The sequence below is a fragment of the Xanthomonas sp. NCPPB 3174 genome (assembly GCF_056725205.1).
In genome coordinates this window covers 3,470,847-3,492,946 of sequence record NZ_CM161517.1, presented here as the reverse complement: position 1 = coordinate 3,492,946, position 22,100 = coordinate 3,470,847, and the positions used below count along the sequence as shown (strand labels likewise).

The following is a 22,100-nucleotide window of genomic DNA, read 5'->3' as shown; positions in this document are numbered from 1 at the left end:
GTTGCAGTGAAGGGCGTCGGGACTGAAGTCCCTCCCACAAGGGGTTCGTGTGCGTCCGACGCCTTGATGGAACCGGCGCGCTATCCGCACCGAGTGGGATGGGCGCAGCGGGAGGGCGAAGGCGCCGCCGCCGATGCGACCTTTCGTAGGGGCGGCTCTTGTCCCCTTTTCGGGGATCAGCCGCGACCGGGCTTCACCAGGAATGCCCCGTCGCGGCTGAAGCCGCTCCTACAAAATCCCGCGACGCCTCAGCCCGCGTTCCCCGCGAGCGAAGCGGCGCCCCGCTCAGCCCTTCTTGCTCGCCACCCAACGCTCGATCTTTTCCTGCAGCACGTTCAGCGGTACCGAGCCGTCCTTCAGCACTTCGGCATGGAATTCGCGGATGTCGAACTTGTCGCCCAGTTGCGTGCGGGCGTAGTCGCGCAGCTGCAGGATCTTCATCTCGCCGATCTTGTAGGACAGCGCCTGGCCGGGGATGGCCATGTAGCGCTCGGCCTCGGCTTCGGCATCGGTGCGGCTGGTGGCCGAGTTCTGCAGCATGTAGTCGATCACCTGCTCGCGGGTCCAGCCCTTGCTGTGCAGGCCGGTGTCCACCACCAGGCGGATCGCGCGCCACAGCTCGTTCTGCAGGTAGCCGAAATAGTTGTACGGGTCCTGGTACAGGCCCAGGTCCTTGCCCAGCGATTCGGCGTACAGGCCCCAGCCTTCGATGAAGGCGGTCTCGCCGCCGAAGCGGCGGAACTTGGGCAGGTTGGTCAGCTCCTGCTGCAGGCCGAGCTGGAAGTGGTGGCCGGGAATGGCCTCGTGCAGGTACAGGTCTTCCGCATCCCAGGTCTTGCGGCTGGGCAGGTCGTAGGTGTTGACGTAGAAGATGCCGGGCCGGCCGTCCTCGCTGGGGCGCATGTACGAGCCGCTGGCCGCCGACTGCGCGCGGTACGGTTCCACCGGGCGGATCTCGAACGCGGCCTTGGGCTTGAGCGAGAACATGCGCGGCACCGCCGCGTCGACCCGGCCCTCCAGGCCGCGGTAGTAGCTCAGCAGTTCGTCCTCGCTCCTGAAGCTGAAGCGCTTGTCGGTCTGCATGAACTTGAAGAACTTCTGCATCGAGCCGCGGAAGCGTACCTGCTTCATCACCGCCTGGATCTGGCCCTGGATGCGCGCCACCTCGTCCAGGCCGATCTGGTGGATCTGGGCGGGGGTCAGGTCGGTGGTGGTGCTCTGGCGCACGTTCCATGCGTACCAGGCATCGCCGCCGGGCAGGGCGCCGACGCCGGCGGTGCTGCGCGTGGCCGGCAGGTACTCGGTCGCGATGAAGCCGCGCAGCGAGCGGTAGGCGGGCATGATCCGGTACTCGATCATGCGCTTGTATTCGGCGGTGATGCGTTGCTTCTCGGCCTCGGGGATGTCCGCCGGCAGGTTGCGCACCGGGCCCCAGAACAGGCTCTCCTCGGCGGTGGGCTTGATGATCGCATCGAGCTGCGGCAGCACCTTCTCCATCAGCGCGCGCGGCTGCACCACGCCGGCCTTCATGCCCTCGCGCATGTTGGCGATGGCCTGGTCGAACAGCGCCGGGATGCCGAGCGCGCGCCGCGACCAGTTGTCGTAGTCCTTGACCGTGTGGAACGGCTGCGCGCCGGTGCCGGAGCCGAGCATCACCATGATGCTGCCGACGTTGTAGAACTGGTTCACCGGCTGCATCCAGCTCGGGTACTTCTCCGCCTCCAGCGCGTTGCGCGCGTCGCCGACGAAGATTTCGTAGCTGAGCAGGTCCTGCCCGGTCAGGCCGTCCTTGCCGATCGCCTCGGCCTTGCCCAGCCACTCCACGGTGAAGTCGTGCGACTGCTGGCGGAACGCGGCCGAGAGGAAGTTCGGCAACTGGTCGTTGTAGCGGCTGTCGCCCTGGAAGGTGGCCTGCAGCGGGTTGAGCTTGAGCGAGGCTTCCCAGTAATCGTCGTACAGCTTGTTCAACTGCTGTGCCTTGGTCAGCACCACCGGGGCCGGCGCCGGCCGCGCCTTGCGGGCCTTGCTGGCCTTGGCGCGGGTCTGCGCGGTGGTCTGCTTGGTGGTCTTCTTCTTGGCCGCGTCCGCCGGGGCCGCCAGCGACAGGCTCAGGGCGGTGGCGATGGCCAGGGACAGCAGGCGGGAAAAGCGGGGCGGCATTGCGGGCTCCAACGACAAGCGAGCGGGGAGCTTGCCCGATCCGCACCTCCGAGGCCACCCATGGCCGCTGCCCGCAGGCGCCCACCGCCCTGTGGCGGGCGGGCGCAGTGGCGCGACGGGCCAGGCGGCAGCGGCCTCTGCGGCGCTGCACGATGGCCGCGCGCGAGAGCGTGCGGGGCGCTCGCGCGTGTGCCGGCGTTCAGTCGGCGGCGGCTTCCTCGCGCAGTTGCTCGGCGCGCTCGGGGGTCAGATAGTCGGTGATCAGCCGCCGCATCAGGTACAGCAGCGGGATCAGCAGCACCGCCAGCAGCATCTTGCAGATGTAGTTCAGCGTGCTCACCGCCAGGAACAACTGCATCGACCAGTGCTGCGGGCCGAGCACGAAGGCGATGTAGATCACCACGAAGCTGTCGATCAGCTGCGAGACCGCGGTGGAGCCGGTGGCGCGCAGCCATACGTGCTTCTCGCCGGTCACGCTGCGGATGCGGTGGAACACCGCCACGTCGATCAGCTGGCCGGCCATGAACGCGACCAGCGAGCCGGCGATGGTCCACATGCCCTGGCCGAACACCGCGGCGAACGCGGCCTGATAGTCGGGCACGCCCTGGTTCTGCGCGGCGGTGACCCAGAACCCGGCCGGGGCCAGCGCGATCGCGGCGAAGGCGAACAGGAAGCCGTAGCCGATCAGCCCTACCGCCAACCAGGAGATGAAGCGCACGCCGCGGCGGCCGAAGAACTCGTTGATGGTGTCGGTGAGGATGAACACCAGCGGCCACAGCAGGGTGCCGGCGGTGAAGTTCATCGAGCCGGTCTGCCCGAACAGGTTCCAGTTCAGCGGGGCAATGCCCAGGGTGTCTTCCAGGGCGAAGATCTTGACCCCGATGAACTCGGCCAGCGCGGCGTTGACGCAGAAGAACGCCGCCAGGGCGATGAACAGCCGGACCGCGCGATCGTCGAGCGTGCCGCGGCGCATCGGCGTCAGCGGTCCACGGTCCGGGTGAACGGCACGCTCTCCGGCGCCACCGCGCCGCCGGAGATGATGAAGCTCATGGCCTGGTCCACGCTCCAGTCGGTGGGCGTGAGCAGTTCCACCGGCACGATCTCCAGGTAGCCGGAGGTCGGGTTGGGCGTGGTCGGCACGTACACCGCGGCCAGCTCGCGGCCGGTGCCGTGTTCCTTGATGACCCGCGTGACCAGGCCCACCGACTTCATGTCCCGGTGCGGGAAGTCGATCAGCACCACGCGCTGGGTGCTGCCTGGCTGGGTCTGCAGGATGTCCACCAGCTTGCGCACGCTGTCGTAGACCACGCTGGCCAGCGGGATGCGGCGCATCACCGCCTCGAACCAGCGCAGCAGGCGCTGGCCGATCATGCGCCGGCTCAGGAAGCCGACCAGCAGGATCACCGCCAGGGTGGCGATCAGGGCGATGGTGTTCTGCACCCACTGCGCAGTGGCCCAGCCCAGCTCGCGCGGGAACGAGGCGGCGATGCGCACCGACAGCGGCACCACCCAGGGGCTGCTGATGCCCGAGAGCAGCACGAACACGAACTTGACCACGACCCAGGTCAGCCAGATCGGCAACAGGGTCAGCAGGCCGGTGAAGAACAGCCGTTGCAGGGACGGGCGGGGAGCGGGGGCGGCGAGATCGGGCGACATCCGCGTAGTGTAGCGGCGCCTTGCGTCTGCCGCTGCGCCCGGCGGCTAAGATGGCGCACTCTGTGCAGGTGCGATTGGGGGAGCGCTGTGGCGAAGATCGGCAGGTGGCTGGCGTATGTATCCGGCGTGGTGCTGCTGCTCGCCGTGGCGCTGTATCTGGCGTCGCGGTGGTGGCCGGTGCCGGCGGCGCAGCGCACCGCGCTGGCGCAGTTGCGGCAACCGCTGCCGCCGCTGCGGGGGCCGAACTTGTTCGTTGACCTTTGGCTGTTGCCCTACAGCGTGCCCTCGGCCCAGCGCCAGGCGCTGCTCGACGAAGATGTGCGGCGCTTCAGGCAATGGCCTGTCGGTGTGGCCTTCCAGAGCGCCGCCAGTCGCTATCCGCGCGTCCCGGAGTGGCCGACCGCTGGTCCGCCCCGCTGCAGTTGGCGCGGCGACGATTGCATCGCCAAGGTGCGCGCAGCACGTCAAGCGTATGCCGCAGCACTGGCGACCCAGGCGCCGTTACTGGCAGCGATGCCGGCCGCGTCCGCCGCATCGGAGTACCGCAGCCCCTTCACCGACAGCACCGATCTCCAGTTGCCGGCCTTTGCGCTGCTGCAGATCCCGTTGACACAGCATGCGCTGGATTTCGTGGAGGGCCGGCGCGACTCGGCGCTGCAGGGCGTCTGCAGCGATGCCGGGATGGCCCGCGCCCTGCTGGGCAGCGGCGACAACCTGATCACTGCGATCATCGGCGCGTCGATGCTGCGCGGCAACGCCCGCCTGTTTGCCGACATGCTCGCTGAGTCGCCGCCGCAGGCGCTGCCTGCGCAGTGCACGCAGGCATTCGCGCCGCTGCAGATCGACGACGTGAGCCTGTGCAAGTCGCTGCGCGGCGAAGCGCATTGGGCATTCGCGGCGTTCGACGAACTCGCCAGCGACCGCCACGTCGTACAGCGGCGCTGGTACGAATCGGCGCTGATTCCGTTGGCGTTGAACGCCGAGCGCAGCAAGGCCAGGCTGGCGCCAGGGTTTACCCGCGCCTGTGCCGACGATGCGCGCGCCACCCTGGTAGCGGATCTGCCGCCGACCGCGGCGCAGGTTTCGGCACCGGTGGCGGAACTCTCGATGGGCTGCGTCGCCAACGCCCTGGGCTGCGCGATGACGCGGGAGCCGCAGCCGTCGTTCGTCAGCTACCAGGCGTCGTTGCAGGATGCCGCGGCGACGATGCGGCTGGCCTCGGCCCTGCTGTGGTTGAGCGCGCATCCCGCTACGCAGCCGTTGCCGCAGCGCCTGGCAGCGCTGCCGGCCGATCTGCGCGGGGTGCATCGGCCACTGCAGGCCACAGCGGACGGGCAGGGGCTGCAGGTGGCGCTGTATGCGGACAGCGACGGCGATACGCTGCGTTTGCCGTTACCTGGCAGCCGGCGGCGAACCTGAGGCGCCGATACCTTTGCCACCCGCGTCGACCGGCTATCGCGCCGGCTTGCGCTTGACGTACAGCTGCTTGCGCGTCCTTGCCACCACCTCGCCCTGGGCGTCGACCACGTCGGTCTCGAACCAGTGCAGATACTTGTCGCCGCCGGCGGTGGCGGCACGCAGTTCGTCCAACAGGGCCTGGTCCAGGTGGAATTGCGCGCTGACCGTGCCGCGGCCCGGGCGCACGAACTCGATGCTGCCGGCCTTGTCCCAGACGTAGTAGTCGCGCCCCAGGTTCTGCATGGTCAGCAGCATCCAGAACGGGTCGGTCATGGCGAACAGGCTGCCGCCGAAATGGGTGCCGACGTAGTTGCGGTTCCACGGACGCATGCGCAGTTCGACCCGCGCATGGCGGTAGTCGGCACTCAGCGCGGTCACGTGGATGCCCGCGAACAGGAACGGCGGCCACAGGTTCAGGCCCAGGCGGAACAGCGATGGCTTCATCGTGCGGGAGGGGGCGGAAACAGAGAATACGAGCCTACCAGACGCCTGCGTATGGTGCATCGGCGGGGCGCCTGTTTCGCGCTGGCGCGCTTGGCCGGCCGCCGCGACGGCGTCGGCGGCGCACGCGGCCCGCCGACGCCAGTGCCGCGGCCGCCTCAGAACAGCAGCGCGGACATCTTGCGGCGGTACTGCCCCACCAGGTCCTCGTCCTCGATCACCCGGAACGCGTCGATCAGCGCCTTCTTGGGCAGGCCGTCCTCGAACGTCCGGTCCTGGCGCAGCATCTCCAGGAACTGCTCCAGCGCGGCCGCGTCGTCGCCGCCGACCAGGTAGCGCACGCCCAGCAGGTAGCGCGCCTTGAGGTCCGCCGGATCCTGCGCCAGTGTCGCCTGCAGGGTCTCCAGCGGCGGCGCGGCCTGCAGCGCGCCGACGAAGCCCAGCCGCGCCCGCGCCCGCACCGCACGCTCGTCGGTGGCCAGGTTGGCCGGCAGCGCATCGATCAGGGTCTCGGCCTCGGCGGCGGCGCCGACCTTGACCAGGGCCAGGGCCAGATCCAGCTTCAGCTCGTCCTTGTCCGGCTCGGCCGCCACCGCCTCGCGCAGGCGCTGCACCTCGGCGTGCGGATCCAGCGGCGCGGCCGGCACGGCCTCGGCCGGTTCCTGCGCGGCCAGCGGCACGATCCCGTGCTGGGTCAGGAACTCGCGCAACTGGCCTTCGGGCAGGGCGCCGGGGAAGCCGTCGACCAACTGTCCGCCTTTGACCAGGAACACCGTCGGCACCGAGCGGATCTGGAACGCCGCCGCGATCTGCTGCTCCTGGTCCACGTCGACCTTGGCCAGGACGAAGCCGCCGTTGTACTCGGCCGCCAGTTTTTCCAGGATCGGGCTCAGGGTCTTGCACGGGCCGCACCAGGGCGCCCAGAAGTCCACCAGCACCGGCGTCTGCAGCGAGCGCTGCAGTACATCGGCTTCGAAGGTCTCGGTCTTGGCGTCGAAAACGTGGGGCGTGTCGGACATGGGCGGCGTCATCGCAGTCGAGAAGACGCTCTGTATGGAGGCGCGGCGGCGCCGATGCAAGGGCGGCGGCGTCGTGCCACGGATGCCGGCCGCGGCCGCAGCGGCGACAATGCCGGGTTTCGGGCGCCATGCCGGCGCGAAAGGACGGGAACGGATGGGCGAGATGAGCGAACGGGTGCTGCGCTGGATCGGGCCGCTGCTGGCGGTGGCCGCGGTGGCGGCGATGCTGGGCTTCGGCGCGGTGCTGCCCGGCTATCTGCCGTGGTCGCATCCGCTGGCCCTGCTTGGTGCGCGCGGCATCCCGCATGCCTGGGCGTTCAACCTGCTGGCATTCGTGTTGCCCGGGTGCCTGGCGATGGGACTGGCGCTGCGGCTGCTGCGCCGCGCGGGTCGCCAGGCGCCCTGGTCGCTGCGGGTCGGCGGGCAATTGCTGCTGTTGGCCGGCCTGGCCTTCGCCGGCATGGGCCTGCTGCCGCTGGACCCGACCGACCTGGAGGCGCGCGCGACCCAGTTGCATGCCAGCGCCTGGCTGCTGTGGGTGGTGGCGCTGGTCGCGGCCGCGGCCCTGCTGGGGCTGGGCGCGCGCCGCGATCCCGCCGCGCGCGGCTGGGCCGCGCTGGCGCTGGCGCTGGCGTTGCTGGTGGCGCTGGGCGCGTTCGCGCTGGACCGGCTGCTGTCGCCGGCGCTGGCGCAGCGGCTGGTGTTCCTGCTGTGGTGGGGCTGGCTGGCACTGCTGGCGTGCTGGCCCGGCCCCCGGGCGGTCGCGCGCCGCGGCTGACCCTGTCGGGCTTGCGCAGTTGGCCGGCGCGGCGGGCGCTGCCGTGGCCGGGGTCCGCCGCGCTCGCCCGCGGCGCCGACGCCGCTGCAGCGGCGGTTCCTGCTCCTTCCGGCGCGCGCGCGGCCATTGCGCGCCACTGCCGTCCGTCGCCGGGATTGGAGCGGCTTGCCGCGCTACGGTACCCTTGGCCGCTTTGTTGCCGCCTGGCCCTTGCCCGTTTCCATGTCCGCCGTCGAGCCCACCGCCTACGACCCGCAGCAGGTCGAATCCTCCGCCCAGCAGTTCTGGGACGCCACCCGCGCCTTCGAGGTCGACGAGACCTCCGACAAGCCCAAGTTCTACTGCCTGTCGATGCTGCCGTACCCGTCCGGGGCGCTGCACATGGGCCACGTGCGCAACTACACCATCGGCGACGTGATCAGCCGCTACCAGCGCATGATCGGCAAGAACGTGCTGCAGCCGATGGGCTGGGACGCGTTCGGCCTGCCGGCCGAGAACGCGGCGATCAAGAACAAGACCGCGCCGGCGAAGTGGACCTACGCCAACATCGACCACATGCGCAGCCAGCTCAAGTCGCTGGGCTACGCCATCGACTGGTCGCGCGAGTTCGCCACCTGCCGGCCCGAGTACTACGTACACGAGCAGCGCATGTTCACCCGGCTGATGCGCAAGGGCCTGGCCTACCGCCGCAACGCGGTGGTGAACTGGGACCCGATCGACCAGACCGTGCTGGCCAACGAGCAGGTCATCGACGGCCGCGGCTGGCGTTCCGGCGCGCTGGTGGAAAAGCGCGAGATCCCGCAGTGGTTCCTGCGCATCACCGACTACGCGCAGGAATTGCTGGACGGCCTGGATCAGCTGCCGGGCTGGCCGGAATCGGTCAAGACCATGCAGCGCAACTGGATCGGCCGTTCCGAGGGCCTGGAGATCCAGTTCGACGTGCGCGACGCCGACGGCAGTGCGCTGGATCCGCTGCGCGTGTTCACCACGCGCCCGGACACGCTGATGGGCGTGACCTTCGTGTCCATCGCCAGCGAGCATCCGCTGGCGCTGCATGCGGCCAAGTCCAATCCGCAGCTGGCCGCGTTGCTGGCCGAGCTGAAGCAGGGCGGCGTCTCCGAGGCGGAACTGGAGACGCAGGAAAAGCGCGGCATGGACACCGGCCTGACCGCGGTGCACCCGATCAGCGGCGAGCAGGTGCCGGTGTGGGTCGCCAACTTCGTGCTGATGGGCTACGGCACCGGCGCGGTGATGGCGGTGCCCGGCCACGACCAGCGCGATTTCGAATTCGCCAGCAAGTACGCCCTGCCGATCCGCCAGGTGATCGCGCTGAAGGCGCCGAAGAACGACGACGAGCGCCGCTACGATCCGAGCCGCTGGCAGGACTGGTACGGCGACAAGACCCGCGAGCTGGAACTGGTCAATTCCGCCGAGTTCGACGGGCTGGACTTCCAGGGCGCGTTCGAGGCGCTGGCCGAGCGCTTCGAACGCAAGGGCCAGGGCCAGCGCCGGGTCAACTACCGCCTGCGCGACTGGGGCGTCAGCCGCCAGCGCTACTGGGGCTGCCCGATCCCGGTGATCTACTGCCAGAGCTGCGGCGCGGTGCCGGTGCCGGAAGACCAGTTGCCGGTGCTGCTGCCGGAGAACGTGGCCCTGAGCGGCACCGGCTCGCCGCTGAAGACCGACCCGGAATGGCGCAAGACCACCTGCCCGCAGTGCGGCGCGGCGGCAGAGCGCGAGACCGACACCTTCGACACCTTCATGGAGTCGAGCTGGTACTACGCGCGCTACACCTCGCCCGGCGCCAAGGACATGGTCGACAAGCGCGGCAACTACTGGCTGCCGGTGGACCAGTACATCGGCGGCATCGAGCACGCGATCCTGCACCTGATGTATTTCCGCTTCTTCCACAAGCTGCTGCGCGACGCGCGTCTGGTGGACAGCGACGAGCCGGCGACCAACCTGCTGACCCAGGGCATGGTGATCGCCGAGACCTTCTACCGGCAGAACCCGGACGGCTCCAAGGACTGGATCAACCCGGCCGACGTGGACGTGCAGCGCGACGACAAGGCGCGGGTGATCGGCGCGGTGCACCGCGGCGACGGCCAGCCGGTGCTGATCGGCGGCACCGAGAAGATGTCCAAGTCCAAGAACAACGGCGTGGATCCGCAGGCGATGGTCGGCAAGTACGGCGCCGACACGGTGCGCCTGTTCTCGATGTTCGCCGCGCCGCCGGAGCAGTCGCTGGAGTGGAACGAGGCCGGCGTGGACGGCATGGCGCGTTTCCTGCGCCGGCTGTGGGCGCAGGTGCACAAGCACGTCGCCGACGGCGCCGCGCCGGCGCTGGATCCGGCCGCGCTGAATGCCGAACACAAGGCGCTGCGGCGCAAGACCCACGAGACCATCGGCAAGGTCGCCGACGACTACGGCCGCCGCCACAGCTTCAACACCGCCATCGCCGCGGTGATGGAGCTGACCAACGCGCTGGCCAAGTTCGACGACACCGGCGATCAGGGCCGCGCGGTGCGCCAGGAAGCGCTGGAAGCGGCGGTGCTGCTGCTCAACCCGATCACCCCGCACGCCAGCCACGCGCTGTGGCAGGCGCTGGGCCATCCGCCGACGCTGCTGGAAGACGTGCCGTTCCCGCAGCCGGACCCGGCCGCGCTGGTGCGCGACGCGGTGACCCTGGCGGTGCAGGTCAACGGCAAGCTGCGCGGCACCATCGACGTCGGCGCCGACACCCCGCGCGAGCAGATCGAGGCGCTGGCCCAGGCCGAGCCGAATGCGGCCAAGTTCCTGGAAGGGCTGAGCATCCGCAAGATCATCATCGTCCCCGGCAAGATCGTGAACCTGGTGGCGGCGTGAGCCGGCGCGCCGCGGCGGCCGCATCGCGGCCGCGCGGTGCGGCATCAGGTCTCAACCCGCGTTCACGCGGCGTACGGCAGGCTAGCGGCCTGTTGCCGCGCCCAGCCGGCTCCTCCAGACTGTGTCCATGACCCGACTCCTGCTCGCTCTCGTCTTCGCGGCGTCCCTGACCGCCTGCGGTTTCCACCTGCGCAACAAGCTGACCCTGCCGGCCGATACGCCGTCGGTGAAGGTGGTGTCCTCCGCGCCGTACAGCGAGCTGGCCAAGCTGCTCGAGCGCGGCCTGCGCGCGGCCGGCGCGCAGATCGCGCCCAAGGACGTCAACACCGGCGTGGCCCGCCTGGAAGTGCTGTCCGAGCGCTGGGGCGACCTGCCGATCGCGCTCGACGCCGAAGGCCGTGCCCAGGAGTACAGCCTGCGCTACGCCGCGATCTTCGTGTTCCGTCGCGCCGACGGCAGCGTGCTGGTGCCGCAGCAGGTGATCGAACTGTCGCGCGACTACGTGTCGCCGCCGACCGACGCCACCGGTACCTCGACCGAGCGCGAGATCCTGGCCGACGAACTGCGCCGCGAGATGTCGGCGTCTATGCTGCGCCGGATCGACAGCGTGGTGCGCGCGCAGGTGCGCGACGGCAAGGACGTCAACGCCGCGCCGCCGTCGACCGACGGCACGCCGGTGGAGGGCAAGCCGGCCGACGGCACGCCGGCCGCGGACAAGCCGGCGACCACGCCGCAGCCTTGAGCCTCGCCCTGCTGCCTTCGCCGCCGCACGCGGCGGCCGCGCCGTTCGCCGCAGGCGCGCGGCGTTGGCCGCATCCGCCTGCAGCAGCGTAGGCTGTCGCCATGGAACTGCGTCCCGAACAACTCGCCACCCAGCCGGCGTCGCAGCCGCTGCAGCCGGTCTACCTGATCGCCGGTCCGGAAACCCTGCGCGTGCTTGAGGCCGCCGACGCGGTCCGCGCCCGCGCGCGCGCTGCCGGCATCGGCGAGCGCGAGGTGTTCGACGCCGACGGCCGCGACTTCGACTGGGGTCAGCTGTATTCCAGCTTCAACGCGCCCAGCCTGTTCAGCGCGCAACGGCTGATCGAGCTGCGCCTGCCCAGCGGCAAGCCCGGCAAGGAGGGCGGCGAGGTCATCAGCGCGTTCTGCGCCGATCCGCCGCCGGACGTGGTGCTGCTGATCACCTGCAACGAGTGGAGCAAGGCGCACCAGGGCAAGTGGGCCGACGCGGTCGGCCGTATCGGCACCATCGCCGTGGCCTGGGCGATCAAGCCGCACGAACTGGGCGACTGGATCGAGCGGCGCCTGCGCAGCAAGGGCCTGCGCGCCGACGCCGGCGCGGTGCAGCGCCTGGCCGAGCGGGTGGAGGGCAACCTGCTGGCGGCGGCGCAGGAGATCGACAAGCTGGCCCTGCTGGCCGACGGCCAGGGGCTGGACGTGGCGGCGATGGAGTCGCTGGTCTCCGACGCTGCCCGCTACGACGTGTTCCGCCTGGCCGAGGCGACCCTCGCCGGGCAGGCGCCGGCGGTGCGGCGCATGCTCGCCGGCCTGCGTGCCGAGGGCGAGGCGGTGGCCGCGCTGCTGCCGATCCTGATCAAGGAACTGCTGCGCACGGCCGCGCTGGCCAAGGTGCAGGCCGCCGGCGGCAACCTGGCCGCGGAGATGAAGGGGCAGGGCATCTGGGAGTCGCGGCAGGCCCCGTTCAAGCGCGCCCTGCAGCGCCACGCCGAACCGCGCCGCTGGGAGCGCTTCGCCGCCGAGGCCGGCCGCATCGACCGCATCGCCAAGGGCCGCGCCGACGGCGACGCCTGGATCGCCCTGGAGCGCCTGCTGCTGGCGATCGCCGAGGCGCGGGCGGTGCGGTTGTTGGTGGTATGAGCGCCGGGATTGGGGAGTCGGGATTGGGGATTGGCAACAGCGGCGATCCTGCGCAGGCGGCTGATGCATCCCGAATCCCCAATCTCGAATCCCGGCCTCTCACCCTCATCTACGGCGGCACCTTCGATCCCATCCACAACGGTCACCTGGCGATCGCGCGGGCGGCGCGGGATGCGGTCGGGGTGCCGGTACGGCTGATGCCGGCGGCCGATCCGCCGCATCGGCCGGCGCCCGGCGCCGATGCGCAGCAGCGCTGCGCGATGCTGGCGCTGGCGATCGCCGACACGCCGGGGCTGGTGCTGGACCTGCACGAAGTGCGCCGTGCGCAGGCCCGGCTGGGCGTGGCGTCGTACAGCATCGACACGGTGCGCGAGATGCGGGCCGAGCTCGGCGCCGACGCGCCGCTGGCGCTGCTGATCGGCAGCGACAGCTTCGTCGGCTTCAACGGCTGGCGCGAGTGGCGGGCGCTGGTCGAGGCGGCGCACCTGATCGTCGCCGACCGCGCCGGCAGCGGCTGGGAGCGGGCGGTGCCGGCGGAACTGGCGCAGGCGGTGGCCGGGCGCTGGGCCGACACGCCGCAGGCGCTGACCCGCGCGCCGGGCGGCCGGCTGTGGTGCCTGCGGCAGCCGCTGCGCAGCGAATCGGCCAGCCTGGTGCGTGCGCGCATCGCCGCCGGCGAGGACTGGGCGGCACTGCTGCCGGCGCCGGTGGCGGCCTATATCCGCGACCACGGCCTGTATGCGTCGGCCACCGGTCCCGCTGGCTGAATACGCGTCCTGCCGGGGTCGCCTATAATTCGCCCCATTCCATCGAGTTCGCCGCTTTGTCCAGTCAAGCCCACGTCATCAAGACCCAAGTCCCCAATCCGCCGCCGCCGCTGCCGGTCCTGCTCGCCCACGTCCGCGAGGCAGTCGAGGAACTCAAGGCCAAGGACGTGGCGGAAATCGACGTGCGCGGCAAGTCCAGCGTCACCGACTACCTGGTCATCGTCTCCGGCACCTCCACCCGTCACGTCAAGTCGATCGCCGACGAAGTCATCAAGTACGCCAAGCGCCTGGACGTGATGCCGCTGGGCGTGGAAGGCGAGCGCGAGGCCGAGTGGGTGCTGGTCGATCTCGGCGACGTGGTGGTGCACGTGATGCTGCCGCGGGTGCGCGAGTTCTATGCACTGGAGCGGCTGTGGACGGTCGGTGACCAGCCGCCGGGCGACGACGACGGCGACGACTCGGCACGCGATGCCTAAGCGGCGCAATCCCGCGCGCAGCTTCGGCAGCGAGGCGTTGCCGGTCAGCAAGCGTGTCGGCGCGACCGAATCGACACCCGCGACGCCGGCACGCAAGCGCTTCGACTCCCTGGTCAAGCGTCTGGAGCGCGCCCGTGCGCAGTTGCATGCGTGGCAGGACGCGCTGCTGCGCTGGGAGCAGCGTTTCCACGAGCAGGTCGATCCCTTGCTGCAGGAGCGCGATGCGGCGCAGATACAGTTGTTGCGGGAACTGGACGCAGCGCATGCCACCTACAAGTTGAGCAAGCGCGATCGCGCCGATCTGTCCGAGCTCATTTGCGAGTTGGCTGCGCTGTTGATCCGGGACGGCGACAACGATGGCCTGAAGGCCATCTACGACCGGCATAGCCCCCTCGGATTCGACCAGGATCTGGCCGAATCCGAGGCATTGCTGACGTCGGTCATCGGTGAGGAATTCGGCCTGACCGAAGAGGAAATGGCGCATATCCACTCCCCCGAAGCGCTGTATGCGCAGATCCAGGAGCGGCAGCACGCACAGCAGGCGCATGCGGCCGGGCGCGCCCAGCAGCGCGACAAGCGCCGCCGTGCCGGTGCCGGCAAGGCCGCGCAGGTCGCCGCCGATCCGCAACAGACGCGTCGCGCGCTGTACCGCAACCTGGTCGCCGCATTGCATCCGGACCGCGAACCCGATCCGCAGCAGCGCGAGCGCAAGACCGCCTTGATGCAGCGGCTCAACCAGGCGTATCAGAACGACGACCTGCTGGCACTGCTGGAACTGCAACTGGAAATCGGCCAGTTGGATCAGGCCGGCATCGCGGCGATGGCCGAGGAGCGCATCCGTGACTACAACGACCTGTTCGCCGCGCAACTGCGGCAGGTCGAGCAGACATTGGCCGGACTGGTCGATGACTTCATGGGGCGTTACGGTCTTCAAGACGAGCGCGCGCCGCAGCCGCAGCGCCTGGATGCGCTGTTGGCGCAGATCAAGCGGCAGGTGCAGGAGGAGATCCGCTCCTGTGCCGACGATCGCGCTGCGGCGCGGCAGGCCGACACGCTGAAGCAATGGTTGAAGCGGGAGCGTGCCCGGCTGGCCGAGCAGGAACTGGACGGCGCGATGTACGACGCCCTGCTGCTGGGCGAGCGTTGGTGATGCGCGCCTGCCGCGCGCAGCCATGAAGGCGCGCCTCATCGCCACCGGCGAGCGCGCCCCGGCCTGGGTGGCGCAGGGCTTCGCCGAGTACCGCAAGCGGCTCTCGCACTGGCTGCCGCTGGACCTGGTCGAGATCGAACCCGGCCTGCGCGGCAAGGGCCGCGATGCGCAGCGCGCGATCGAGGACGAAGGCCGCCGTGTCCTGGCGGCGCTGCCGAAGAACGCGCTGGTGGTGGCGCTGGACGTGCCCGGCAAGCAGCACAGTTCCGAGCAACTGGCGCAGCGCATGGAGCACTGGCGCGGACAGGGACGCGATCTGGCGTTCCTGATCGGCGGTCCCGAGGGCCACTCGCCGGAGGTGCTGGCGGTGGCCAGCGAATCCTGGTCGCTGGGGCCGCTGACGCTGCCGCACATGCTGGTGCGGCTGGTGGTGGCCGAGCAGTTGTACCGTGCGGCGGCGATGCTGGCCAATCATCCCTACCATCGCGCCTGATCGCTGATCGCTGATCGCTGAGCGCGTGTGCGCGGCGGCAAGGCGTGCGTGATGCCGAAGCTTGCGCGCCGCCCAGGCAACAAAAAAGCCCGGGCTTGCGCCCGGGCTTTTCCTTATCGCTGTGCGACGCTCGCGATCAGTTGAACGTGTACTTCGCGCCCACCGTGAAGTAGCGGCCGACCGCGCCGCTGAAGTGCAGCGGGTTGTAGTTGACCGCACCGTAGGTGGTCGGATCCAGCGGGGCGATCCGGTCGAACACGTTCTGCACCGACGCGTTCAGTTCGAACGCCTCGGTGATGTTCCAGCGGCCCGACAGGTCGAAGGTGGTGAACGAGGCGATCTTCTTGACCGGCGTACCGTCGGCGTAGAAGGCCTGGTAGTCGCCACCGCGGCGATCCTTGTTCTCGATGCTGTCGATGTAGTTGACCACGCCGCTCACGCTCCAGCTGCCCTGCTTCCAGGTGGTGCCGAAGTTGATGCGGTCCTGCGGGGTGCCGATGCAGTTGGTCACGTCGCAGTTGCCGTGCGTGCCCACGTAGTCGACGGTGGTGTCGCCTTCGGTGCGCTCGAACTTGAGCAGGTGGCTCCACTGCGCATCCAGCTCCAACTGGCCGGGACCGATCTCGAAGGTCTGGCGGATGTCGGTGTCGATGCCGCGCACCCGCGACGAGTTCGCGTTCACGTAGCCGGTGTTGACCGCCAGGATGGTGCCGCTGTTGGCGACGCCGCCGATGTTGTTGCTGTCGCGCAGCACGTTGCCGGCGGCGATCGCGTCGGCGGTGCTGCCCTGGGCGATCTCGTTGGTGCGCTTGATCTCCCAGCCGTCCACGGTCAACGAGGTCGTCGAGGTCGGCTGCAGCACGAAGCCCACCGAGTAGCTCTTGGATTCCTCGGGCTTCAGCGCCGGGTTCGGACGGGTGATGATCGCCACCGAGCGCGCGGTGCACTCGTTGGCCGGATCGATCGCGCAGCGCACCGGATCGCGGGCGTTGGAGAACGCGGCCAGGCCGCCGTCGCCGTTCTCGGCCGGGTTCGGCGCACGGAAGCCTTCGGCATAGCTGGCGCGCAGCGCGATCCAGTTGGCCGGCGTCCACTTCACGCCCAGCTTCGGGGTGGCCTTGCCGTCGCCGCCGTCGTACTTGTCGTAGCGCAGTGCCGCCGACAGTTCCAGTTGCTCCAACACCGGCGCCGACAGCTCGACGTGGGCGGCATAGACGTTCTGGGTGCCGTCGTAGGCCGAGTAGCCCAGGCCGATGATGTCGCCGATGTCGGTGTAGGTCTGCGGAGTCAGGCTGTTGCTGGTCTTGCGCCATTCCGCGCCCATCGCCAGGCCCAGCGGACCGCCCTTGAGGTCGACCAGGCTGCGCGAGACGTTGAAGTCGAACATGTCCAGTTCGGACTTGGCGCGCGCGCTGATGGTCGGCGAGATGTAGTCGTACAGCGCCTGCGAGTTCAGGTTGGCGTTGTCGCCGATGCGCCAGGTGCCGGCCGGGCAGGCCGGGTTGCCGAGCACGCAGCGCACGGCGCTGTAGCGCAGGTAGCCGGTACGCTTGTTGATCAGATTGGTACCGGAGTGCAGGTAGCCGGTGTCGTAGCTCCACTCGCCCCAGTTGCCCTTCACGCCGACCAGGAAGCGATTGAACTCGTTGGTGTTGTCGGTGACGCGCGGGCCCACGTCCCAGGCGCTGTAGCGCAGGCGCGCAGCGTAGGGCAGGGGATTGTCCGGATGACCGGCGTACAGCACGGTGGCGCCGGCGCCGCTGTTGGCGTTGACCGGGCCGCCCGGGTAGCCCCAGCCGCCGGATACGCCGGACGGGGTATTGGAGAACACGGTGTTCTTCTTCGAGTAGCCGATCTCGGTGTAGATCTCGCCGCCCTCGCCGAAGGCGAAGCTGGCGCGGCCGAACACGTTGACGTACTTCTCCTCGGGAGTCAGATCGCGGAACTGCTGTGCCGGATCCCACAGGCAGCCCTGCGCCTGCGCGGTGGCGTCGCTCTGGCCCGGGATGGTGGTCAGGCCGGCGCAGCCGGGGAGTGCGACCAGCTGTCCGGCGGTGTTGAACACCGAGCCGTTGGGGCCGCTGCCGCCGGCGGTGCCGCCGCTGAGGTAGGCGCCGCCGAGGAACTGCGCGTCCTGTGCCGCATAGCCCCAGCGGCGGATGTCGCCGGTGCCGATCCACTTGCGGTCCTTGCGGTCGCTGATCCTGATCGCGTCGGTCTTGCCCACGTCCAGGCTGAAGAACGCGTTCCAGCCATCGCTGGAGAGGTCGCCGGTACCGGCGGTCAGGGTCGCCTTGCGCGCATCGCCGTCGCCGTCGCCGGAGATGCCGTAGGAGCCGCGCAGGATCGCGCCCTGGAAGTCGCTGCGCAGGATGATGTTGACCACGCCGGCGATGGCGTCGGAGCCGTAGATCGCCGAGGCGCCGTCCTTCAGCACTTCGACCCGCTCGACCGCGTCCAGCGGGATGGTGCTCAGGTCGGTGAAGACCTTCTGGCCGTCGTCGGCCAGGCCGTAGGTGGCCATGCGCCGGCCGTTCAACAGCACCAGGGTGGAGCCGGCGCCCAGGCCGCGCAGCGAAATGCCGGCGCCGCCGCCGGCGAAGCCGTTGCCGAAGGTCTTCGGAATCGAGCCGGCGCCGTCGGCGGTCAGGGTCTGCAGGTACTCGGCCAGCGAGGTCTTGCCGGTGCGGTCGATTTCCTGGCGGGTCACCACCTGCACCGGCGACGGGGTCTCGGTGTCGGTGCGCGGGATGTTGGAGCCGGTGACCGTGATCCGGTCGAGATTGGTGGCCGCTTCCTGGGCGAAGGCGGCGGGGCCTGCGAGGGCGGCGAGAACGCCAGCGACGGAGGCACACAGCAGCGTACGGCGGGTTGCACGCCGTGGGGTCGAAATGTTCACAGTTTCTCTCCTAACTGGAAACGCAGATTGTGTCTTTCTGACGAAAGTGCCGACCTTTTGACGGCCGGCTGGTTCCCATCTAGGTGTATCTATCGTGAACAAATAGTGAATTTTTGCGAAATGCGCGCGACCGGCGGACCCGGCCGCGCGCTTCGCCATGCTCAGCGGTCCATCGAAAAATCGACCGGCACCAGCCCGTACGCCTGCACCGGCGTGCCGTTCTGCAGCGCTGGCTTGAATGCCCAGCGCTTGAGCACCTGGTCGCGGGCGGCCTGGTCCAGCACCCGGTGGCCGCTGCTCTTCTCAATGCTGACCTGCAGCGGCTGCCCGTCGGTGCCGACCAGCACCCGCAGCAGCACGCTGCCCTGCAGGCGATCGCGCAGCGCGTCGCGCGGATACGGCGGCGCTGGCGCGCGCAGGTACTGCAACTGCATGCCGTCCACCGGCGCGCTCACGCTCGCCGGCGGCAGGCTGGGCGCGGCGATGCTGGGCGTGGGATCGACGTTGGGCGCGCTGTCCAGCGCCACCGGGCTGCTGTCGACCGCCGGCTCCGGCGTCGAGGTCGGCACCGGCACCGCAGTGGGCGTGCGCGGCTGCGTCGGCACCTGTTTCTCGACAGTGGGAATGGTCGGCGGCGGCGGCGTGACCTTGACCACCACCGGTTGCTGCCAGGGCGGCTGCACCTGCGCCGGTTCCGGTGGCGCGGTCACGTGCGAGAGCGGAAGCAGCAGCAACAGGGCGGCCAGCACGTGCAGGGCGATCGCGGTGCTGTAGGCCAGGACCCGGGACAGGTCGATGCGGAAGGACGGGGCGGGGAGTTGCGTGCGAACCATGGATCCACCTCTGCGATAGGAGTGTCGTGGACTGCGGTACGGCAAAAACGCACGGGCGCGGCGGATGGGGTCAGCACGCCCGTCCGCGTTTCGACAGTGCGCCGGTCGCGGTGGCTTTGGCAAGAGGGGCAAGGGGCCAGCGCTGGGCGCGATCGCGACGAGAGCAGGGGCCGCCGCAGCCGGAAACGACGACGGCGCCCGCAGGCGCCGTCGCGAAGTGTGGCCTGGGACAGCCGCTTACTTGCCCAGTTCGAACACCACGTCCATGTTGACCGAGACGCTGCTCTCGCCCGCGGCGACCGGGGTGTCGGCCTCGGCCTTCATCGCCATCGCGCGCATCATCGGCATCGGCGGGCGTACCCCGCCGCTGCTGCCCTCGGAGATGCTGACGATGCGCCGCACGCGCAGGCCAAGCGCCTTGGCGTAGCTCTGCGCGCGCGCCTGCGCCTTCTTCAGCGCATCGACCCGGGCCTGGTCGTACAGCGGTTCGGGGTCGTCGATCTCGAAGGTGGGGCCGTTGATCTGGTTGGCGCCCTGCGCGGCCAGCGCGTCGAGCACCTTGCCGAGCTTGGCGATGTCGCGCACCTTCAGGTTGACCGAGTTGCTGGCCTGGTAGCCGATGATCTGCGGCGCCTGGTTCTCGGCGTACTTGTACTGCGGGTTGAGGCTGACCCCGCTGGTCTGCACGTCCTTGTCGGCGATGCCGGCGGCGCGGATCGCGGCCAGCACCTTGGTCATCTGCTCGGCGTTCTGGCGCATCGCCGCGGCGCTGTCGGTGGCCTGGGTGACCACGCCGGCCGAGATCGCGGCAACGTCCGGAGCGCGCTTGGCCTCGGCCTGTGCGGCGATGTTGAGCAGGGTGCCGTCGGCGGGCACGGCGTAGCCGGGCGCGGCGGATTGGGCGTGGGCGGTCATCGTGCCTCCTAGGGCGAGGGACAGGGCCAGCAGCAGCGGGCGGACGGACAATGCGCGCATCGGGGTTCTCCTTGAAGAATGGGGCGAGGGTGTTGCCGCGACGATGAACGCGTCGTGATCTTCACCGGGGTTGAAGCGATCGTCACGCCATCGGCGTTCGTTCAGCCAGTCCGCTCGGGTTATCCTTCGGTCATGCTGTATCTCGCGTCCCGTTCCCCTCGCAGAAACGAACTGCTGACCCGCCTCGGCGTGCCGTTCCGGATCCTCGATCTCGAGGTGCCGGAAGTGCGCGCGGCCGACGAGTCGGCGCAGGCCTACGTGCGCCGCGTGGCGCTGGATAAGGCCCGCGCCGGCTGGGCGCAACTGGCCGATGCCGCCGGCGCGGTGGTGCTCGGCGCCGACACCGAAGTGGTGCTGGACGAGCGCGTGTTCGGCAAGCCGGCCGACGCCGAGGACGCCGCGGCGATGCTGGCGGCCCTGTCCGGACGCACCCACCAGGCGATGACCGCGGTGGCGCTGGTCGCCGCCGGCCGTGAGGAGGTGCTGCTGGTGCCGACGGCGGTGACCTTCGCGGATCTGTCCGCGCGCGACATCGCCGATTACGTGGCCAGCGGCGAGCCGATGGGGCGGGCCGGTGCGTATGCGATCCAGGGCGGCGCCGAACGCTTCGTCAGCCGTCTCGACGGCAGCTATTCCGGGGTGATGGGCCTGCCCCTGCACCAGACCCACCACCTGCTGCGCACCTTCGGAGTGCTGTGATGTCGCAAGAGATCCTGGTCAACGTCACACCACGCGAGACCCGGGTGGCGGTCATCGAGAACGGCATGCTGCAGGAGCTGCACATCGAGCGCGGCTGGCGCCGCGGGGTGGTCGGCAACATCTACAAGGGCCGGGTGCAGCGGGTGATGCCCGGCATGCAGGCGGCCTTCGTCGAGGTCGGGCTGGAGCGCGCCGCGTTCCTGCACGCCAACGACGTGGTGCGGCCGGCGCCGGTCGGCAACGGCGACACCGAGGAAGCGACGCCGCTGCCGGTCTCGGCCGCGGTGCCGATCGTGGAGCTGCTGCGCGACGGCCAGGACATCGTGGTGCAGGTGGTCAAGGACCCGATCGGCAGCAAGGGCGCGCGGCTGACCACGCAGATCAGCATCCCGTCGCGCTACCTGGTGCTGCTGCCGCAGTCGCGGGTGATCGGGGTGTCGGCGCGGATCGAGGACGAGGCCGAACGGCAGCGCCTGAAGACCCTGGTCGCCGACCTGGCCGCCAGTCACGGCGGTTTCGGCTACATCATCCGCACCAATGCCGAGGGCCAACCGGCCGAGGCGCTGGCCGAAGACATCGCCTACCTGTCGCGGGTCTGGAACGTGGTCGAGCGGCGCGGCCGCGACGGCGCCCCGGCCAGCATCATCTACGAGGACCTCAGCCTGCCGCTGCGCGCGGTGCGCGACCTGATCCGCAAGGACGTGGAGAAGGTGAAGGTCGATTCGCACGAGACCTTCGAACGGCTGCAGGCCTTCGTCGCCAAGTACATGCCGGTGCTGGCCGAGCGCCTGGAGCTGTACACCGGCGACCGCCCGATCTTCGACCTGTACGGGGTCGAGGACGAGATCGCCCGCGCGCTGGACAAGCAGGTGCCGCTGAAGTCCGGCGGCTACCTGGTCATCGACCAGACCGAGGCGATGACCACCATCGACGTCAACACCGGCTCGTTCCTGGGCCAGCGCAACCTCGAGGAGACGGTGTTCCGCACCAACCTGGAGGCGGCGCAGGCGGTGGCGCGGCAACTGCGGCTGCGCAACCTCGGCGGCATCATCATCATCGACTTCATCGACATGGACGATGCCGAGCACCGCCGCCAGGTGCTGCGCACGCTGGAGAAGGCGCTCTCGCGCGACCATGCCAAGACCACGGTGTACGAGTTCTCGCCGCTGGGCCTGGTGGAGATGACCCGCAAGCGCACGGTGGAGAGCCTGGAGCGGCAGCTGTCCGAGCCGTGCCCGGAATGCAGCGGGCGCGGCTCGATCAAGACCGCCGAGACCGTGACCTACGAGATCTTCCGCGAGATCACCCGCGCGGTGCGCCAGTTCGACGCGGCACGGCTGCTGGTGATCGCCTCGACCAAGGTGGTGGCACGCATCACCGACGAGGAATCGGCCGCCGTGGCCGAGCTGGAGGAATTCCTCGGCAAGACCATCCGCTTCCAGGCCGACGAACAGTACCTGCAGGAGCAGTTCGACGTGGTGTTGTTGTGAGGCTGGGATTCGGGATTGGGGATTGGGGATTGGTTGAGCGGCTCGGTCGCGACCGGTCACCGT

General features: G+C 69.7%; 19 protein-coding genes. 11 read left to right on the top strand and 8 right to left on the bottom strand.

Going from position 1 to position 22,100, the window contains the following annotated elements; all coding sequences use genetic code 11:
• Positions 1-285 precede the first annotated feature (285 nt).
• The 3 genes from AC1PK7_RS15105 to AC1PK7_RS15095 form a co-directional block, all read right to left on the bottom strand.
• Positions 286-2,160, bottom strand: coding sequence for a DUF885 domain-containing protein (locus AC1PK7_RS15105; RefSeq protein WP_209248204.1), 1,875 nt, complete (start codon positions 2,158-2,160; stop codon positions 286-288).
• A gap of 199 nt (positions 2,161-2,359) precedes the next feature.
• Positions 2,360-3,133 carry a queuosine precursor transporter gene (locus AC1PK7_RS15100; RefSeq protein WP_481098661.1) on the bottom strand — a complete coding sequence of 258 codons (774 nt, stop codon included), beginning with the start codon at positions 3,131-3,133 and terminating at the stop codon, positions 2,360-2,362.
• Between the two features lie 5 nt (positions 3,134-3,138).
• Positions 3,139-3,816, bottom strand: a complete 678-nt coding sequence (locus tag AC1PK7_RS15095; protein ID WP_019800973.1) for a DUF502 domain-containing protein — start codon at positions 3,814-3,816, stop codon at positions 3,139-3,141.
• 87 nt (positions 3,817-3,903) lie between these two features.
• Between AC1PK7_RS15095 and AC1PK7_RS15090 the strand changes: the two genes are divergently transcribed.
• Positions 3,904-5,235: a hypothetical protein gene (locus AC1PK7_RS15090; RefSeq protein ID WP_481098660.1), complete on the top strand. Its 1,332-nt coding sequence runs from the start codon at positions 3,904-3,906 to the stop codon at positions 5,233-5,235.
• Between the two features lie 33 nt (positions 5,236-5,268).
• Here the strand turns inward: AC1PK7_RS15090 and AC1PK7_RS15085 are convergent, their stop codons facing one another.
• The gene (locus tag AC1PK7_RS15085; RefSeq protein ID WP_481098659.1) at positions 5,269-5,718 is read right to left on the bottom strand and encodes a DUF4442 domain-containing protein; all 450 of its coding nucleotides are present in this window, start codon (positions 5,716-5,718) and stop codon (positions 5,269-5,271) included.
• Positions 5,719-5,873: 155 nt separating this feature from the next.
• Entirely contained in the window at positions 5,874-6,734 is an 861-nt protein-coding gene (gene trxA / locus AC1PK7_RS15080) for a thioredoxin (protein ID WP_481098658.1), read from the bottom strand.
• Positions 6,735-6,888: 154 nt separating this feature from the next.
• Between trxA and AC1PK7_RS15075 the strand changes: the two genes are divergently transcribed.
• The 8 genes from AC1PK7_RS15075 to rlmH all read left to right on the top strand — a co-directional run bounded on the left by AC1PK7_RS15075 (position 6,889) and on the right by rlmH (position 15,141).
• Positions 6,889-7,512, top strand: coding sequence for a DUF998 domain-containing protein (locus tag AC1PK7_RS15075; protein ID WP_371184448.1), 624 nt, complete (start codon positions 6,889-6,891; stop codon positions 7,510-7,512).
• Between the two features lie 222 nt (positions 7,513-7,734).
• Positions 7,735-10,377: a leucine--tRNA ligase gene (gene leuS, locus AC1PK7_RS15070; RefSeq protein ID WP_481098657.1), complete on the top strand. Its 2,643-nt coding sequence runs from the start codon at positions 7,735-7,737 to the stop codon at positions 10,375-10,377.
• A gap of 127 nt (positions 10,378-10,504) precedes the next feature.
• A complete protein-coding gene (locus AC1PK7_RS15065) occupies positions 10,505-11,119 on the top strand; it encodes an LPS-assembly lipoprotein LptE (RefSeq protein WP_209031920.1) in 615 nt (204 codons plus the stop codon).
• A gap of 101 nt (positions 11,120-11,220) precedes the next feature.
• On the top strand, positions 11,221-12,255 hold the full coding sequence (holA, locus tag AC1PK7_RS15060) for a DNA polymerase III subunit delta (RefSeq protein WP_481098656.1): 1,035 nt from the start codon (positions 11,221-11,223) through the stop codon (positions 12,253-12,255).
• Positions 12,252-13,022, top strand: a complete 771-nt coding sequence (nadD, locus tag AC1PK7_RS15055) for a nicotinate-nucleotide adenylyltransferase (RefSeq protein WP_481098655.1) — start codon at positions 12,252-12,254, stop codon at positions 13,020-13,022. The genes holA and nadD overlap by 4 nt, the downstream gene beginning before the upstream one ends.
• Before the next feature lie 56 nt (positions 13,023-13,078).
• Positions 13,079-13,498, top strand: coding sequence for a ribosome silencing factor (gene rsfS, locus AC1PK7_RS15050; RefSeq protein WP_010340437.1), 420 nt, complete (start codon positions 13,079-13,081; stop codon positions 13,496-13,498).
• Positions 13,491-14,648: a J domain-containing protein gene (locus tag AC1PK7_RS15045; protein WP_481098654.1), complete on the top strand. Its 1,158-nt coding sequence runs from the start codon at positions 13,491-13,493 to the stop codon at positions 14,646-14,648. The genes rsfS and AC1PK7_RS15045 overlap by 8 nt, the downstream gene beginning before the upstream one ends.
• A 22-nt stretch (positions 14,649-14,670) precedes the next feature.
• On the top strand, positions 14,671-15,141 hold the full coding sequence (rlmH, locus tag AC1PK7_RS15040) for a 23S rRNA (pseudouridine(1915)-N(3))-methyltransferase RlmH (protein WP_010340439.1): 471 nt from the start codon (positions 14,671-14,673) through the stop codon (positions 15,139-15,141).
• 136 nt (positions 15,142-15,277) lie between these two features.
• Here rlmH and AC1PK7_RS15035 read toward each other — a convergent pair whose 3' ends face one another.
• From AC1PK7_RS15035 to AC1PK7_RS15025, 3 genes are all read right to left on the bottom strand, one after another.
• A complete protein-coding gene (locus AC1PK7_RS15035; RefSeq protein ID WP_481098653.1) occupies positions 15,278-18,040 on the bottom strand; it encodes a TonB-dependent receptor in 2,763 nt (920 codons plus the stop codon).
• Between the two features lie 161 nt (positions 18,041-18,201).
• Positions 18,202-18,873 carry an energy transducer TonB gene (locus AC1PK7_RS15030; protein WP_481098652.1) on the bottom strand — a complete coding sequence of 224 codons (672 nt, stop codon included), beginning with the start codon at positions 18,871-18,873 and terminating at the stop codon, positions 18,202-18,204.
• A gap of 237 nt (positions 18,874-19,110) precedes the next feature.
• The gene (locus tag AC1PK7_RS15025; RefSeq protein ID WP_481098651.1) at positions 19,111-19,848 is read right to left on the bottom strand and encodes an SIMPL domain-containing protein; all 738 of its coding nucleotides are present in this window, start codon (positions 19,846-19,848) and stop codon (positions 19,111-19,113) included.
• Positions 19,849-19,980: 132 nt separating this feature from the next.
• Between AC1PK7_RS15025 and AC1PK7_RS15020 the strand changes: the two genes are divergently transcribed.
• On the top strand, positions 19,981-20,547 hold the full coding sequence (locus tag AC1PK7_RS15020; protein ID WP_481098650.1) for a Maf family nucleotide pyrophosphatase: 567 nt from the start codon (positions 19,981-19,983) through the stop codon (positions 20,545-20,547).
• The gene (gene rng / locus AC1PK7_RS15015) at positions 20,547-22,037 is read left to right on the top strand and encodes a ribonuclease G (protein WP_010340444.1); all 1,491 of its coding nucleotides are present in this window, start codon (positions 20,547-20,549) and stop codon (positions 22,035-22,037) included. Before AC1PK7_RS15020 ends, rng begins: the two co-directional genes overlap by 1 nt.
• The last annotated feature ends 63 nt before the right edge of the window (positions 22,038-22,100 follow it).